The 15,962-nt window shown below is 58.5% G+C and carries 15 protein-coding genes, 1 tRNA gene and 1 pseudogene; 3 read left to right on the top strand and 14 right to left on the bottom strand.

What is annotated here, in order from left to right; translation table 11 throughout:
* Positions 1-520 precede the first annotated feature (520 nt).
* The 3 genes and pseudogenes from B5E65_RS12045 to B5E65_RS12035 form a co-directional block, all read right to left on the bottom strand.
* Positions 521-1,048, bottom strand: coding sequence for a DUF7010 family protein (locus tag B5E65_RS12045; RefSeq protein ID WP_087172014.1), 528 nt, complete (start codon positions 1,046-1,048; stop codon positions 521-523).
* Positions 1,049-1,087: 39 nt separating this feature from the next.
* Positions 1,088-1,797 (bottom strand): annotated as a pseudogene (locus B5E65_RS12040) (helix-turn-helix domain-containing protein).
* A 32-nt stretch (positions 1,798-1,829) separates the two neighbouring features.
* Positions 1,830-2,204, bottom strand: a complete 375-nt coding sequence (locus tag B5E65_RS12035) for a DUF3795 domain-containing protein (protein WP_087172013.1) — start codon at positions 2,202-2,204, stop codon at positions 1,830-1,832.
* Positions 2,205-2,401: 197 nt separating this feature from the next.
* On the opposite strand from B5E65_RS12035, the gene B5E65_RS12030 reads away from it, so the two are divergent.
* Entirely contained in the window at positions 2,402-2,674 is a 273-nt protein-coding gene (locus B5E65_RS12030; protein ID WP_087172012.1) for a hypothetical protein, read from the top strand.
* 70 nt (positions 2,675-2,744) lie between these two features.
* Here the strand turns inward: B5E65_RS12030 and B5E65_RS12025 are convergent, their stop codons facing one another.
* From B5E65_RS12025 to B5E65_RS11975, 11 genes are all read right to left on the bottom strand, one after another.
* On the bottom strand, positions 2,745-3,584 hold the full coding sequence (locus tag B5E65_RS12025) for a MurR/RpiR family transcriptional regulator (RefSeq protein WP_087172011.1): 840 nt from the start codon (positions 3,582-3,584) through the stop codon (positions 2,745-2,747).
* A gap of 10 nt (positions 3,585-3,594) precedes the next feature.
* Complete coding sequence (locus tag B5E65_RS12020; protein WP_087172010.1) at positions 3,595-4,371, bottom strand: inositol monophosphatase family protein; 777 nt, start codon at positions 4,369-4,371, stop codon at positions 3,595-3,597.
* A gap of 1 nt (position 4,372) precedes the next feature.
* Positions 4,373-5,200 carry a PHP domain-containing protein gene (locus B5E65_RS12015; RefSeq protein ID WP_087172009.1) on the bottom strand — a complete coding sequence of 276 codons (828 nt, stop codon included), beginning with the start codon at positions 5,198-5,200 and terminating at the stop codon, positions 4,373-4,375.
* Between the two features lie 12 nt (positions 5,201-5,212).
* The gene (locus B5E65_RS12010; protein WP_087172018.1) at positions 5,213-6,040 is read right to left on the bottom strand and encodes an energy-coupling factor transporter transmembrane component T family protein; all 828 of its coding nucleotides are present in this window, start codon (positions 6,038-6,040) and stop codon (positions 5,213-5,215) included.
* Positions 6,030-7,742, bottom strand: a complete 1,713-nt coding sequence (locus tag B5E65_RS12005; RefSeq protein ID WP_087172008.1) for an ABC transporter ATP-binding protein — start codon at positions 7,740-7,742, stop codon at positions 6,030-6,032. The genes B5E65_RS12010 and B5E65_RS12005 overlap by 11 nt, the downstream gene beginning before the upstream one ends.
* A gap of 4 nt (positions 7,743-7,746) precedes the next feature.
* Complete coding sequence (locus B5E65_RS12000; RefSeq protein ID WP_087172007.1) at positions 7,747-8,589, bottom strand: DUF8171 family membrane protein; 843 nt, start codon at positions 8,587-8,589, stop codon at positions 7,747-7,749.
* A 249-nt stretch (positions 8,590-8,838) separates the two neighbouring features.
* Positions 8,839-10,005 (bottom strand): MFS transporter, encoded by a 1,167-nt coding sequence (locus B5E65_RS11995; protein ID WP_087172006.1) that lies wholly within the window; start codon positions 10,003-10,005, stop codon positions 8,839-8,841.
* 69 nt (positions 10,006-10,074) lie between these two features.
* Positions 10,075-12,129 (bottom strand): oxidoreductase, encoded by a 2,055-nt coding sequence (locus tag B5E65_RS11990; protein WP_087172005.1) that lies wholly within the window; start codon positions 12,127-12,129, stop codon positions 10,075-10,077.
* A 19-nt stretch (positions 12,130-12,148) separates the two neighbouring features.
* Positions 12,149-12,592: an aconitase X swivel domain-containing protein gene (locus tag B5E65_RS11985; protein ID WP_087172004.1), complete on the bottom strand. Its 444-nt coding sequence runs from the start codon at positions 12,590-12,592 to the stop codon at positions 12,149-12,151.
* 1 nt (position 12,593) lies between these two features.
* Entirely contained in the window at positions 12,594-13,865 is a 1,272-nt protein-coding gene (locus B5E65_RS11980) for an aconitase X (protein WP_087172003.1), read from the bottom strand.
* Positions 13,866-14,020: 155 nt separating this feature from the next.
* Positions 14,021-15,070 carry an aldose epimerase family protein gene (locus tag B5E65_RS11975; RefSeq protein ID WP_158098591.1) on the bottom strand — a complete coding sequence of 350 codons (1,050 nt, stop codon included), beginning with the start codon at positions 15,068-15,070 and terminating at the stop codon, positions 14,021-14,023.
* A 162-nt stretch (positions 15,071-15,232) separates the two neighbouring features.
* Between B5E65_RS11975 and B5E65_RS11970 the strand changes: the two genes are divergently transcribed.
* Positions 15,233-15,307: transfer RNA gene (locus tag B5E65_RS11970), tRNA-Gly, on the top strand.
* 137 nt (positions 15,308-15,444) lie between these two features.
* The gene (locus B5E65_RS11965) at positions 15,445-15,942 is read left to right on the top strand and encodes a GNAT family N-acetyltransferase (protein WP_087172001.1); all 498 of its coding nucleotides are present in this window, start codon (positions 15,445-15,447) and stop codon (positions 15,940-15,942) included.
* The last annotated feature ends 20 nt before the right edge of the window (positions 15,943-15,962 follow it).

The following is a 15,962-nucleotide window of genomic DNA, read 5'->3' as shown; positions in this document are numbered from 1 at the left end:
CTTTTCTTGTGGGGGTTTCCAAAGGGGGCAACGCCCCCATTTGGCACACGACTTTGCGAAGCAAAGTGTAGTGTGTTATACGCTCTGTCGGCGTTGCCGTGAAAATGCCGTTGCCGCCGGGGAGGGCAAGGGCATTTGAAGCGGCAGGAAAACAGGGCTGTGCTTGTGTGGCGTGGAGCCGCAAGCGCAGGTCTGGTTTCAACAGCAGACTGGGCGTATATGAAAGCCCCCGTCCCTCGTCCTACGCTCCGACTTGTGGACAAAGTGTCCCGAAGTTGTGGCCACACTCCCGGAAAAGTAGCAGGACAGCGGGCAACCGTCAAGGCTGAAATGAACGGGGTTACACCCGGCCTTGACCGCCGCCCCGCTGAATGGGTGGACAAGGCGTCCAATCCCGCAAAGTGTTTGGCCGCTCTCGTTTTGATTTTGGAGCGTTTCTTTTCCCAAAATTGAAATGGGCGGGAAGCCATTTTGTGGCTTTGCTATTTCCCCGATAAACTGGGAGTTGTTGTGGAAGACATTATATTTTTCTATTTTCTATTATGAGCAATGCTGTAAATATAATTTCAAAAACAAGCATCATTAACGCTAATATCAAACGTGTAGAATTACATCCAACAATCAATGAAGCTATAGGGATAAGAACTGACATAATCATGTAAGTTTTTGATTTATATAACCAGCTATATGGTAACAAATGCGCCCCAAAAATCATAGCAATAACCATTAGCATTTTTTCTGGTACTGTTGGATAAATCCACATTGCAATCAATAAATATAAGATTTGATTTATCGAAAATAATATACCTAGATTATTCAGTGGATTGCTTTTGTCCTGAAATTGGATCTTTAATAATTTGGACATCAAAAATGCTAAAGGCAATAGTGGTGCGGTACAACAAAATGTTAGCAAATTCTTGGTAAGAATCGGTAAATCTAAGAATTGTACCATCATCACCAAAAGCCAAATCACAATAGAAGCTGAAATAAAATGAATACCTCTCTTTTGCTTGATAGCACAATCTATTCTTAAATCCTCTAAATTCATAACACGTTTTTCCTCCACAAATTAGAATTTGTCGCTCTCTTACTTTCTCCCCCGCTGCGGGTTTGGATTTTTCAGCAAATCCGACTTCTGTGCAATCTTTTTCAGCCACTTTCTTTCTTCCTCTGACAGCTTCCCATAGTTCAGCTTGAGCCGCTTGCAGATAAACATCATAGCCGCCTGCTCCGGGTCGCTGTCCTCTTTAGCGGCTTCCTCGGCTGTCTGCAAAAAATCTTCCAGAGGATTGTCCTCCGGGACGCTGAAAAAATCGTCCTTGTGGGCTTCCCGCAGGTCGAAGGCTATCTTGTTTATGTCCTGCTGTATCACATAGCGGCAAAAGCTGTCGTCGTCAATGTGGGCGGCGATAAGCTGTCGCAGCTGCGGGTCAGTCAAGCCGGGATAAGGTCGGCCATGAGCCGGGGAAAATCCGGGTGTGTCGCCAGCTCACACAAAAGAGAATTGTCCACCAGCCCGCTTTTCAATAGCTCAATCATATCATCACTCAAATGCAGGTCTGCAAGATCGGCGTTTGGGTGATTTCTTGTTTGAGAACGGCCCAGCAGATAATCAACAGTCACTTCATAGAACTTTGCCAGTTCAATAAGGGCATAGTGGCTGATGTCCTTGAAGTTGTCCCCCTCATAACTGCCTAAAGCGGACTTGGAGAGATGGGTTTTTTCCGCAAGCTGTTCCAGCGTCAGTCCGCGCTCCACACGCAGGTCTTTTAATCGTTCCTGTATGGATAGTTCCATATACATCTCCTTGTTAATTTTGAAACAGAAAGCTATCGAACTCCTGTCAAAATAAATTTCATTAGCTGCTCTACATCGTCAAAATCATCATAATCTCCATTTATACCTTCTCGATGATATACAATGCCTTTTTTCTCATTTTCTTCTAAACAATCCAGCAGTTTTTCTTCTCCATATTTTTTAATAAACAAAGTAAAAGTATATGGTTTGATTTTGCTTAATAGTCCCTTTTTACAATCTTCATGGCACACATAACAATGAGAAATACCTTTTTCAATAGAGCATTTTTTATTTTCACATCGGTCATTATCAGGACATTCATTCGAGCCACAACCGTTGCACTTGACATTTTCTGAACACAAACAACAAGCAAGACCGCATCTTGCAATTCCTAATTCACGCTTCATTTGTACACCTCCATATATTCAAATCTGCTAATTTATTTTACCACAATTCCGAAAGCGTGGAAACAGCCTGTTTTTTAGACCGATTTCCTACCTTTCGGATATACGGAACGGGCGGTCATTTCGGTGTAGACTTATGCGAGGTACTGGGGCAGACTGCCCGGCTGTTCGGCCTGCTGGACACCAGCAGCGGGCTGCTGATGGAACTCTGCCTGCGGGCAGACGACCGGGAGGGCGCGGCGAAACAGTTTGCCCGGTATGTGGACACCTTCACCGGCCCGGCCGTACTGCCGGACGAGGATCTGTTCCGCCCGGGGATGGAATACACCCGCACCGAAGGGCAGCTGGCCAGCACCCGGGAGATGCGCCGGATGCTGCTGAAAGCAGTGGATGAGGACGTGCGGTTTGGGCCGCTGCGGGACAATCCTGTTTTTGCCGCCGCGCTGCAAAAGCTGAAAGACAGCCTGAACTGAAAAAAGCAACAGCAAGGCCCCCGGTTCTTCGGAACCGGGGGCCTTGCTGTTGGGAACAGGACAGGATAGTTTATCGAAGCCCCGCCGGATCGGCGTAGGCTTTTTTCAGCTGGTGCAGGCGCTGCAGGCGCATGGCGCCCTCCGCGCCCAGCTGTTCGGTTACCGCCACGGCCAGCGCATCCACCAGGGCGACGGCGGCGGTCATGGAATGGTATTCCGAGGCTTCGCCCCGGTAGACATACAGATCAATATCAGCCGTATCCTCTTCCGACACAACCAGACGACTGGTAAAACAGAGGGTTTTGCAGCCGACCTCCCGGCAGCAGCCCAGGATGGTGCGACCCTCCCAGGAGGTTTTGGAAAAGGCAAAGAAGATCACCAGGTCATCGGCCTGCACCTGCGCCAGACCTTCCAGCAGCTCCGACCCGCCGGAGGGCAGCAGCACCACCGGGATTCCCAGGCGGCGCAGACGGAAAAAGAGCAGTTTTCCCACCGAGGCGGAGGCGCTTTTGGCGTGGATGCAGACCCGCCGGGCACTGCCAATCGCCTGTACCGCCCCGGCAAAGGATGTGTCGTCCAGCTGGCGGATGGTCTTTTCCAGGCACAGCTGCTGACGGCGCAGGTATTCGGCGGCGCTGAAGCCGCCGCTTGCAAACAGGGTGCCGGCCAGTTTTCCCGCCGGGCCCTCCAGATGGTTCTGCTCAACAATCAGGTTTTTCAGCTGCTTGTAATCCTGGCAGCCCACATGCCTGGCAAACCGGGAGATGGTGGCCTCCGATACCCCGATCTGCGCGGACAGCTGCCCGATGGTCATGAACAGGACTTCTTCCCGGTGGCCCTCCACATAGTCCAGGATGCGGCTTTCGGTCTGGGTGAGTTTGTCCGGCATTTGGGGAAATTGCAGTTTCATGGAGTCTCCTTTACAGAAGCGTAATCAGTTCTTTGTGGATGCGGCTGTTGGTGCCCACCACGTCCCCCGCCTGGCCGCAGGGCAGCGGACAGCCGGAAAAATCGGTAATCGTGCCGCCTGCCTCCTGCAGGATCAGACCGCCGGCGGCGTAGTCCCAGGGTTTCAGGCCGTGTTCCAGATATCCGTCCAGACGGCCCGCCGCAACCCAGCACAGTTCCAGCGAAGCGGCCCCCACCCGGCGGATATCGTGGCAGCGGTCGTAGATCCGGCGCATCCGGGCAAAGGCTGCATCCGCGTTTTCCCGGCGGCCGGGGTTGGTGCCCACCGAGACCAGGCTGTCCCGCAGGCAGGCAGCACGGCTGACCTGCAGGGGTGCTCCGTTCAGGAATGCTCCCCTGCCCCGGAACGCGGTAAACAATTCCCCCGCAAAGGGCTGGTACACGATTCCACCGAACACCTGCCCGCCGTCCGCCAGAGCCAGGGAGATGGTGCTCTGACGAAAGCCGTGGATCAGGTTGGTGGTACCGTCCACCGGGTCCAGAATCCACAATGCGCGGGACGGGTCGATTTCCCGGTTGTCCTTTTCCTCCCCCATGAATTGAAAATCCGGGGCCAAAGCGGACAACTCCTGCTGCAGACGGGCCTGCACCGCGGTATCCACACGGGTGACAAAATCAGTCCGGCCTTTTTCCGATACTGCCAGGTCTGTGCCCGGCCCGGTGAGCAGGCTGCCCGCCGCCTGCACGGCGGAAACCGCTTTTTTAAACAGGATTTCTTGTTCGGTCATGTTACTCGGCCGCCTCGTCCCGGTGCAGTTCGCTCCACTTGGGGGTTCCGCCCAGCAGCACCGACACATAGTCGCCGCCCAGGGCGTGGATTTCTTTCAGCGCCCGCTTGAGCAGGGCGGCGGTTTTCACCTGGAACGCCGCCTCGGGAGAAACGCAGATTTCGTAGCGGCCTGCCTGCATCTCCACATACAGTTCCGGTATCCGGTTGACGGTGCGGTCAAAGCGGGTGCGGATGCAGCCGTACTGCACCGCCTGGTGGGTATCGCTGCCCGACACCACCGGCTTGTGCAGCTGCTGGCCCAGGGCGCGGGTCAGCTGCTCGGTACGCAGACGGTCTTCGGCAATGTCCTTGCCGTTCATGTCCAGGAAATGCAGCCGTTCCAGCTGCCGGGCGGGCAGTTCCGGAATATGGCCCCCAGCCCGGTAGGGATGGCCGGCGCCCACCAGCACGGGATACTCGGCAAACAGATCCATCAGCTGGGCAAAGGGCAGAAAATGGCCTTTTTCTTTGTTGGGTTCCAGGCGGCGGTTCAGTTCCAGGATGGCGTCCAGCGGCCCGATGGACAGGATATGCCCGCCCTCGGCAATATCGGTTTCCATGCCGGGAAAGATCCGCAGGCCGTCAAACAGCAGGGTATCCCCGTCGGGCTCGGCATGGTCGGCAATATAGCCGTAAACCTGGGCAAAGCCCAGGGTGTTGAAATGCTCGGTCAGGCACAGCGCGTCCAGACCAGCGTTTTTGGCTTCGGAGAACAGCCAGTGGGTGTACTCCGGCGAAAAGGGAAGCTTTTTCGCCAGCTTCCCGTGGGTGTGAAAATCCAGATACAAGACAGGGCCTCCTTACAGAATGCTCGACAGCAGCATGGTCACGGCCACCCACAAAAAGGATACCGCCGCAAAGATCAGGTCGTCATAGCTGATCTTCAGAGAGGCCAGTTTCATGCGGCGCACCTTCTTGCTGGACGCGGCGTAGCGGTAACCCTTTATTTCCAGCGCTTCGACGGTGGTGCGGCTGCGCTTGGCCGTATTCAGCATGAGCGGGTAGAAAGAATGAACAATCACCTTGATCTGATAGATCAGGTAGCGGATCTTGCCCGGGATGGAGTCATGGGCGGGTGGGTTGCCCCGCAGCCGGTAGCTCAGCAGCACGTTCTGGAACTCCTCCATGAGCATGGGCAGCATCCGGTAGGCATAGGAGATGGAGAAGGACAGCCGCTCCGGGCAGCCGTACCACATCAGGCCGTTGGACAGCCGGTCCGGGTCCAGGCCGGAAAAGACGGTGACCGAAGCCAGCGACACGGTAGTGACCTTGAGGGTCAGCACCAGCAGCGGCAGAATGGCCGAGGCGTCCCCGCCGAACAGCAGGGTCACGATGAGCAGATAGCCGGTCTGGGAGAATACCCCCAGCGCAAACAGGAACAGCACCAGCCCCGCCACCCGGGCCAGCAGGGTGGTGATCATCACCAGCACAAAGCAGCCCAGCAGAAAAACCATATCGTTGACAAACCAGGGCACCAGGCCAAAGAACAGGTACCACAGCAGCAATACCCGCGGGTCCCGCATGGCGATAAGGGTATCGTCGTTGCCATAGGCGTTTTTCAGCACCTGGTTGCGCAGAAAATCCATGGAGAACTTGTCCAGAATGCTCTCCGACAGTTTATTCAGCATTGCGCTTTCCCTCCCCGAAAAGCTGTACAAATTCCGGCACCGTGTAGCACAGCGCGTCCTCGCAGACCGCGCGGCCCATGGCGAAAATCTCCGGCGGACGGATGCCGACCCGTTCGGTCAGGGCCCGGTCGCCGAAGATAGTGTCCCGGGTGCCGTCCCCCACCACGCTGCCGCCGCAGAGCACCACCACCCGGTCGGCCCATTCGCAGACCAGCTGCATGTCGTGGGTGGCAATCATGACCGTTTCGGTGATGGCTTTCATGTCGTTCAGTGTGCGCAGGATCTCCTTGCGGGTGGCAATGTCCAGGTTGGCGGTGGGCTCGTCCAGCAGCAGGAGCGACGGGTTCAGCGCGATGCCGATCGCCAGGCTGGCCCGGCGCATCTGCCCGCCCGAAAGCAGGCGGCCATCCCGGTCAGCCAGATCGGTAAGCCGGAAACGGGCCAGCAGTTCCTCGGTGCGGGTCTGCCAGTTTTCCACCTGCCGCACCTGCATGGCGTAGGCGATGTCGTCCCGGATGGAGTCCTTGATGAACATCTCTTCCGGGTTCTGGTACACCAGCGAGATTTTGCGGGCGATCTGCTCCGGCTTCTGCTCTTTCAGGGACTGGCCGCCCAGCCGAATCTCGCCCCCGGTGGGGCGCAGCAGACCCACCAGCAGCTTCATCAGGGTGGATTTGCCCGCCCCGTTGGAGCCGATCAGGGCAATGTTTTCGCCCTTGTGCAGGGTCAGGTTCAGGTTATGGAACACGGTATGGGGTTCGCCCTTGACCGAGCGGTAGGACACCGAAACATTCTGGAACTCCGCCACCGTCTGGCCCGGCTGCCGGGCGGGCGGCGGGCAGGGGCGGCGGTATTCCGGCCGGGGGATTGACCGGAACGCCTGCTTTCCTTCCCCGATGGTGGTGGGCAGTTCGCCCCCGGCGGGAAGCAGGCCTTTGGCCTGCAGCGCGTGGGCCGCCAGGGTGACCTGCGGCGGGAAGATGTTGCTGGCCTGCAGCTCCTCCACCCGGCTCAGCGCCTGCCGCACCGGAAGATACCAGGCCGCGCGCCCGTCCCGCAGCAGCAGAACATGCTTGCAGTAATCGGCGATGTACTCGGTGTGGTGCTCGATCACCAGGATGGTTTTGTTGTATTTTTCATTCAGCTCCCGCAAAACGCCGTAGATGCGGTCCGCATGGCCCGGGTCCAGCTGGGCAATGGGTTCGTCCAGAATCAGAATATCCGGTCCCAGCGCCACCGCCCCGGCCAGCGCCAGCAGATGGGTCTGCCCGCCGGAAAGCTGCCAGATGTACTCGTTTTCCCGGTTCTGCAGACCGCACTGGGCCAGAGCCTGACGGCCCCGCGCCTGATAGTCCGCCATGCCATAGTTCAGGCAGGCATATGAGGCGTCGTCCAGCACGGTGGGGCGCACGATCTGGTTCTCAAAATCCTGGTACACATAGCCGACCTTGCGTGCCAGAACGCCCACGTCGGCCTGGCGGGTGTCCTGGCCGTCGATCAGCACACGGCCCTGAAAATCGCCGGAGATGAAATGCGGGATCAGTCCGTTCAAAACCTTGCACAACGTAGATTTCCCGCAACCGTTGTTGCCGACGATTGCGAGAAAATCTCCGGGCATGATTTCAAGATCGACGTGATCCAGCACAGGCCTGTCCGCACCGGGATAGGTGTAGCTCAGATTCTCAATCTTGATGGATGCCATATTGTTATTTCACCTTCGCTGTCTGGGCTTTGCCGCGCATCACCATCAGTACCGCAAGGGCGACCACGGCGGCCACAATCATACCAACGGCCATGGCGGTTCCGCTCTCCGCCCAGCTGGCTTCCCAGTCGATCAGCTCAAATCCGCTGGAGGCCAGCATCTCGGCGCAGACCGCGCACAGGAAGGCGATGCCGCAGCCCGCTGCCGTTTTGACACTGAACACACCCAGCGAGGTCTCCTTGGTGCGGGGGTTCATGCCCAGCAGCGGCTCGATCTTGCCGTACAGGCGGGGCACTAGGAACAGGGTGGGAAGCAGGCAGAACAGAATGCCGGAGAAAAGCAGGTCGTTCAGGAAGGCAAAGCCCTCGGTGGCGTAGACGCTTTCGGGCAGGCCGGCCACCGCTTCAAAATCCTCCACTGCGAACTGCACTTTGCAGATATCCACGATGGTGCCCATCAGCAGCTGGGCGCCGGTGCCGACAAACGCAGCCACACCCACCATTTTGGTGTTGCGGGGGTCGCGCACCAGACGGCCGGCGATGTAGACGCCGATGGTGACGGTAAGGAACTTTTCCAGTTCGCCCAGGCCGCCAAACTGGCCCAGCATGATCTCGCTGAAAACCAGCTCGCCGGTAGCAGCGCCCAGCGCGGCGGACAGGGGATCAAACAGCATCGCCAGCACCAGGGGAATGAACAGGAAGTACTCTACGGAAAACTCCACAATGCCTACCTGGAATTTGGGGATCAGCTCGGTAAACAGGGTGGCAAGACCGTACAGGGACATGGTCAGCACAAAGACCATCAGTTTCTGGGATTGAGAAGCCTGTTTGTTTTGAAAGGCATCCATTTTTCTTTCCTCCGTTTCACTTGACAGGGATTTGTTTCCACACGTTTATCTTACGCAAAACGGGGCCGTGCAGCTATCATGTTTATGTAAAGTGAAAGTTATATTTCCGATGCAGTTTTCATGAAAGTAAAATTTCATTTTTAGTTTCATGGGGGCGAAGGTGAAGCCGGTGTAACGGTAGTGGAATACAAACAAATAAAAGCCATGCACCTGTAAGCACAGATACATGGCTTTGGGGTATGAATCAATTCAAGGCTTGCGGGAGGCCACCGTGCGGAAGGTGCGCTCGATCATGGTGATCATCAGCACCAGGAACACGGCCAGGAACAGCGGCATCCAGGCGAGGCCCGCCCGGTTGGCGATCAGGCCGAACAAGGGCGGCATGAAGGTGGAACCCACATAGGCGCTGGCCATCTGCATACCGATGATCGCCTGGGAGTTGCGGGCCCCGAAGTTGGCGGGGGTGGCGTGGATAATGCTGGGATAGACAGGGGCGCAGCCCAGACCGAAGATCACCAGGCCTGCCAGCGCCGGGAACTCCGCCTGTACCGGAAGAGCCATGCAGATGATTCCCACCGCGGCCACCGCCGCGCCCAGGCGGATCATCCGGCGGTCGCCCAGACGGTCAGCGATGAAACCGGCGGCAAACCGTCCCGCCGTGATGCCGATGAAAAAGAGCGCCCCGCAGGCTGCGGCCCGGTCCTCGGCCATGCCCCGGGTACCCACCAGATAGCTGCTGGCCCAGAGCATGGCGGTGGCTTCCCCGGCGCAGTAGGCAAAGAAGCCCGCGAACAGGGTGGGCGCACCCTGGATTTTCAAAGCGCCCCGCACCCCCAGCGGCGCTTCTCCGCTGCTCTCGCTGCCGTCCTCGGCGTGGATTTTCCAGATCGGCAGGGTGAGCAGCAGCACCGCGGCGATGCCGAACTGCAGGAAAGATACGGCCCGGTAGCCGTCGTTCCAGCGGGTATGGGTGATGCACCAGCTCATAATATAGGGGCTGATGATGGTGCCCACGCCCCAGAAGCAGTGCAGCCAGCTCATATGGCGGGAGCGGTAATGCAGGGCCACATAGTTGTTCATGGCCGAGTCGATGCAGCCAGCCCCCAGCCCGTAGGGAATCGCCCAGAGGCAGAGCATCCAGAAGCGGGTAGCCAGGGAAAAGCCGCTCAGGGCAATGGCGGTGAGAAACACGCTTATTACCGTGACCCAGCGGGTGGTGAACCGGCGGATAAGCCGCTCGGAGGCAAGGCTGGAGCAGATGGTACCGCCCGCGATAATCATGGAGATGATACCGGCGGAGGAAAGCGGCATATCAAAGGCAACCCGCATGGTAGGCCAGGCGGATCCCAGCAGGGAGTCCGGCAGGCCCAGGCTGATAAACACAAGATAGATAATGGCTAACAGCAGCGTATACATGGAAAATCCTCGTTTTCACAGACCAAAGGCCCGGCACCAAAGCGCCGGGCCGGGGAACTCAACAGACGGTCACAGCTTCATGCACACGTCCCAGGCGCGCCAGATCACGGTGCGCAGATTGCCCACCTTTTCCGCATCGCCCACAATGTGGACATGGCGGGAGGCAGCGGCCAGGGGCTTGGGCTCATAGCCTACTGACAGGATTACCGTGTCGCAGGGCACGTCAAAGGTCTTGCCGGTCTTATCCTTCAGGGTCACGCCGTCGGGCCGGATGGCCTGCACGCCGGTTTCCAGATAGACGGGGGTCTTGTGCAAAGCAAAGGTCTCCCGCAGGAAGGAAGAGTTGGCCAGGCAGACGCCGCGCACAGCGATCAGGTCATTCTTCATCTCCACGATGGCGGGCTGCTTGCCCTTGAGCAGCAGGTCGTAGGCGATCTCGCAGCCGGTCAGGCCGCCGCCCACGATCACCACGCGCTCGCCGGTTTCCTTGCCGTCCAGGTACTCGATCGCCTCCATGGCGTTCTCGATGCCCGGGATGGGCGGTTTCCGGGGCTTGGAGCCGGTAGCGACCACGATCTCGTCGGCGTTCAGGGACTTCAGGTCGGTGACCTCGGTGTTCAGGTGCACCGTCACGGCACTGCGCTCGATCTGACGGCGGTACCAGTCGATCAGCTGGCGGTCCTTTTCCTTATAGGAAGGCGCGGCCGCCTCGATGAACACGCCGCCCAGACGGTCGGTCTTCTCATACAGGTCCACCTGATGGCCCCGGGCTGCCAGCAGCAGGGCGCTCTCCATACCGCCGATGCCGCCGCCGATCACCGCAATGTGCTTGGGCTTGTCGGTCTTGACGATGCGGTACTTCTTGCTCTGCATGGTCTGGGGGGTCAGGGCGCAGCGAGCCATATGGATCGCGTCCATCAGGTCCTGGTCGTTGGCCGAACCCTCATAGCGGGCCATGGTGAAGCAGGCGTTGTGGCAGCAGATGCAGGGCTTGATGTCCTCTTCCCTGTCTTCCATGAGCTTGGTGACCCAGGCCGGATCGGTGAGGAACTGCCGGGCCACGCCCACACCGTCGATCTCGCCGGCCTGGACAGCCGCCGCGCCGTCCTCGGGGGTCATGCGGCCGGCGCAGACCACCGGAATGTCCACAAACTTCTTGATGTGCTTTACATACTCCAAATTGCAGTTGAGGGGCATGTATGCGGGCGGATGCGCCCAGTACCAGGAATCATAGGTACCGTTGTCGCAGTTGAGCATATCATAGCCGGCTTCCTGCAGGAAACGGGCGGCCTTTTCCGACTCGGCCATATCCCGGCCGACCTCCACAAAGTCCACCTCTTCCGGCAGCGCGCCCTGGCGGAAGCCCTTGGTCTTGGAAACCACCGAGTACCGCACCGATACCGGGAAATCCTTGCCACAGGTCTTTTTGATGGCCTGCACGATCTCGGCGGCGAAGCGGTAGCGGTTCTCAAAGCTGCCGCCGTACTCGTCGGTACGCTGGTTGGTATACTTGGTGGCAAACTGGTCCAGGGTATAGCCCTCGTGAACCGCGTGCACCTCGATGCCGTCCACACCGGCAGCCTGGCACAGGCGGGCGGTCTTGGCAAAGGCGTCGATGATCTCGTGGATCTCCTCCACGGTGTAGGGACGGGACATGACCCCGTCCGCCCAGCGGTTGGGGGTGGCGGAAGCGCTGCCCAGAATAAAGTCCATATCAAAGATGGGCTTACCCAGGGTGCCCAGCACCTTGTTCTTGGTCATCTTGACCATCAGGTCATTGACCGCCATCGCACGGCCGAAGCCCGCGGTGATCTGGATGAACAGCTTGGCGCCGGTCTTGTGGAACTCGGTCATGAACTCTTTCAGTTCCTTGAACTTGCCCGGGTTCTGGTACAGCCAGCGGCCGCCCATCGGATCCCGGATGGGGGCAATGCCCGGCAGGATCAGACCCACATTGTTGCGGGCCCGCTCCAGCAGGAAGTTGGCGGCTTCCTTGTCAAAATGGTTGGGCTCCATCCAGCCGAAGATGGAGGTTCCGCCCATGGAGCACAGCACAATGCGGTTTTTGATCTCCACATTGCCGATTTTCCAGGGCGTAAACAGAGCCTCGTACTCCTGTTTCATGGATTCGCTCCTTTTCTGTTTATTCCACCGTTACCCGGCCTTCCGGACCAACGGTAATGGTCATGCCGTCCTGCACATACTGCAGGAACTCCTCGCCCAGGCTGTCCACCACCGGCATGGACGCGTCGGTCCAGTTGGCAGCCAGGATCGCCCCGGAGGCAGCCAGCGAGTCGATAGGTTTGGAGAACAGCAGGCAGGCAGGCTGCTTGCCCATGGCGCAGGCGGTATACAGCACCATGCCGCCGGTGGTGGAGCCAATGGTTTCCGGCAGGCAGAGCGCCTTGCCGATCATCGGCTTTTTGTACAGGTCGGGGTTGTTCTGGTCGCCGCATTTGACCTGCTTGTCCCCGAACATCAGTGCCATCTGGTAGCTGGCCAGGGTGTTGAATCCGCCATGGGATACCAGCGCGGGCGCGGTGGTTTCGCCGGGGGTTACAACCCGGCCCTGAAAGGTTTTGCTCATCTTACTTGCCCTCCCTCGTGATCTTGGCCAGGATCTCCTCATCGGAATAGAACCGGGCGCTGGTATAGGTGCGCAGCTTGTTGGAGGAGGTGATGACCGGCATCTTTTTGGACAGAGGGTTGTTCATGTACATGAGCGGGCAGATGGTGCTGAGCACCACGCCGGTGGCTTCCAGACGGGCGGCATATTCGGTCTGCCGGAATTCCTTCGCCACGCCGGGGGCGGTGGTGAAGACGGTGGGGATCACGACCTTCTTGTTGCCGGCGGCAGCAAGGGCTTTCTCCACCCGGACGGTCCAGTCTTTCAGCTGGCTCAGGTTCATATGGGGGCAGCCCATAAAGCAGAGCTTCGGGGTGGCGTTCAGGTCTTTCCAGATGCAGGGGTAGCCGTTCTTGATGCGCTCCAGCTCCGCGTCGTCCACCACGTAGACCGGGGCGTTTTCCCGCACCAGGCTCTCGCCCGCGTCCACCGCCTCCGGGGTCAGGTGGTCAATGTGGTACAGGCCAACCGAACCATTGGAAGCGGCCGCCGCACCGAAGTCTTTCAGATAGGCGCAGGCGTCCTCGGTCAGTTCGGTACCCAGCCACTTGTCCAGGCCCTTCACGTAAGGTACCTTTTCCAGCACCTTCATGCCCACGGCGGAGCCCAGCAGCTGCGCGTCCGGCAGGCGGCTGGTGCGCAGTTCCACCACCCAGTCCGCCTTGCGGCCGTCATCGGTCAGCAGGCCGAACTCCGGCACAAAGCCCGCGATGGAGCCCATCAGCTCGATGATGCCGGAATTGCGGTTGCAGCGGGCACCCAGCACGCTGTTGGCGTAGACCACCGCAGAGGACTCGGCCCAGGAAAGCACCTCACCCCGCTGGGGCACGTTGCCCGCCTGGGGCAGATAGCAGGCACAGGTATAGGCGTTGTCGTCCATCAGGCCCAACTTGCGCAGTTGATCCTCATAGCGGTCCTGCTGGCTGTACATGAACTTGAACACCACATCCTGCAAAAAGGACGAGGGAATGTTCTTGTCCAGCGGGCGGGGATCGGCGGAAAAGGGCTGCTTGCTCACCGCACCGGCGGCCAGCAGCTGGTCGTACAGTTCATACACCGGCTTCATTACCCCGATGCCGAAACTGATTACGGTGTGGCCATACTTGCTGGTGACCGGCACCATACGCTCGGCCCCGAAGGCTTCGCCGTACATGACCAGGGTCTTGACGACCTTGGCCATGGTTTCGCCCTGCGCACCGTCCAGCAGGGCCTGCTGCTCCTTTGTCAGAATCATAGGTATGTATCTCCCCTCACTTCTGCCGGATACCCGGCGGCAGTCGCCTGCCCGCGATGGGCAGGCACACTGCTGTTAAGTATACTACAACCTGACGGATTAACCAAGGCACAGTTTTGCGCATCTGTACAGTTTTTGTGCAAAGCGCGGTGAAATCAGTCCTCCCGGCCGAAACGGTACACGGTGGTCTGCCGATAGGTCTGACCCGGCCGCAGTACCGGATCACCAAAGCCTTCGTGATGGATGCAGTCGGGGAAATACTGGGTTTCCAGCGCCACACCGCCGCGTTTCTCATAGGGGGCGCCGCTCTTGGAATCCGGGCCGCCTGCCAGATAGTTGCCAGCGTAGACCTGCACGCCCGGCTGGGTGGTGGCCATCTCCATCCACACGCCGCTGTCCGGGCTGGTCAGGCGGGCCACCGTGCGCATGCCGCTGCCCGCCAGCACCCAGTTATGGTCGTAGCCGCCCGCCTGGTGCAGCTGCAGGTCGTCCGCCTCGATGTCCCGGCCCAGGGTCTTGGGGGCGGTGAAGTCAAAGGCGGTGCCCGCCACCGGCCGGATCTCTCCGGTGGGGATGGAGGCGGCATCAGAGGGAGTAAAGGAGGGAGCGTCCAGCCACAGGGTATGGTTCAGCAGGGCGTCCGCGCCCGCGTCGTGGCCGGCCAGATTGAAGTAGCTGTGGTTGGTGATGTTCACCAGAGTGGGCTTGGTGGTGGTGGCCGTGTAGTCCAGGGTCACCGCACCGTCTGCGGACAGGGAGTAAACTGCCTCCAGATGCACCGCGCCCGGATAGCCCTGATCGCCGTCGGCACTGTCCAGAATGAAGCGGACAGCGCTGTCCCCTTCGGGCTTGGCTTCAAAGACACGGCTCGCGAAACCGCCAGGGCCGCCGTGCAGCTGCTTGGTGCCCTCGTTGGCTACCAGCGGCCAGACCGTCCCGTCGATGGTGATGGAGGCGTCGGCAATGCGGTTGGCATTGCGGCCCACCAGCGCGCCCAGATAGGCGGTGCCCTTTTCATAATCCTGCAGACGGCTGTAGCCCAGCAGCACGTCCAGTTTCTGCCCGTCCCGGCCGGGGACAAACAGGTGGGTGATGGTGGCGCCGTAGGTCAGAGCCCGCAGCTCGTAGGGGCCATTCTCCAGAACAACCTGCTGGACTTCCAGCCCGTCGGCGGTCTTGCCGTACGGTGTGATGGTAACTGCCATAATGCGACTTCCCTTCCCCGCCCGCATCCTTGCAGGCGGCTGTATTTTGTATTTGCCAGCATTATACCACGCGTCCGCACACCCGGAAAAGAGCCGTATAAAAAATCTGCTCAGGGCTGGACAAATGCCCCCGCTCTGTGCTATTATAGGGGAGTTGAAAATGCAGGTGTCGTACAACGGCTAGTACATCAGCCTTCCAAGCTGAGGACGTGGGTTCGACTCCCATCACCTGCTCCATACAAGCGAACCCCGTTTTTCGGCTCTCCGAGAAACGGGGTTTTTGTTTCTGAGAATGCCCAAATTGACAGGGGGTCTTTGCTGCCGGTATACTGAAATTATCGCATGGAAAGCCAGCATTGAATGGAGGGAATCCGATGGACTACCGGATACGGCGGGTAAAGCAGGGAGATGCCCCTGCCCTTGCACAGATTCAGACAAGCAGCTGGAAAGCCGCCTTTCGCGGCATTCTCTCTGATGATGATCTGGAACGGCTCACAAATATAGAGAAAGCAACTGCCATGTACCAGCACTTGCTGAACGAAGGAATTGGTAACGGATACATAGGAGAAGTTGACGGAAAAGCGCACTGCATTGCATACTGGGATCGTACAAGAGATGCCGATATGCCGGATTATGCGGAGATCATCTGCATACACAGCCTTCCGGACAACTGGCGAAAAGGCTTCGGCAGCAAAATGATAGATCGGCTCCTTGCTGACATTGCACAGGCCGGCTTTAAGAAGGTTATGCTGTGGGTGTTTGTGGAGAATGCCCGGGCGAGGGCCTTTTATGAGGCAAAAGGATTCCAGCCTACGAATAAAATCAAGCCATCGTTTGGGACGATGGAAATATGTTATGAGCGGAATCTATAACAGTTTACCGCCGATTGCCT

The sequence above is a fragment of the Gemmiger sp. An120 genome (assembly GCF_002160955.1).
Lineage (GTDB): Bacteria > Bacillota > Clostridia > Oscillospirales > Ruminococcaceae > Gemmiger_A > Gemmiger_A avium.
This window is presented reverse-complemented; position numbering and strand designations above follow the sequence as displayed.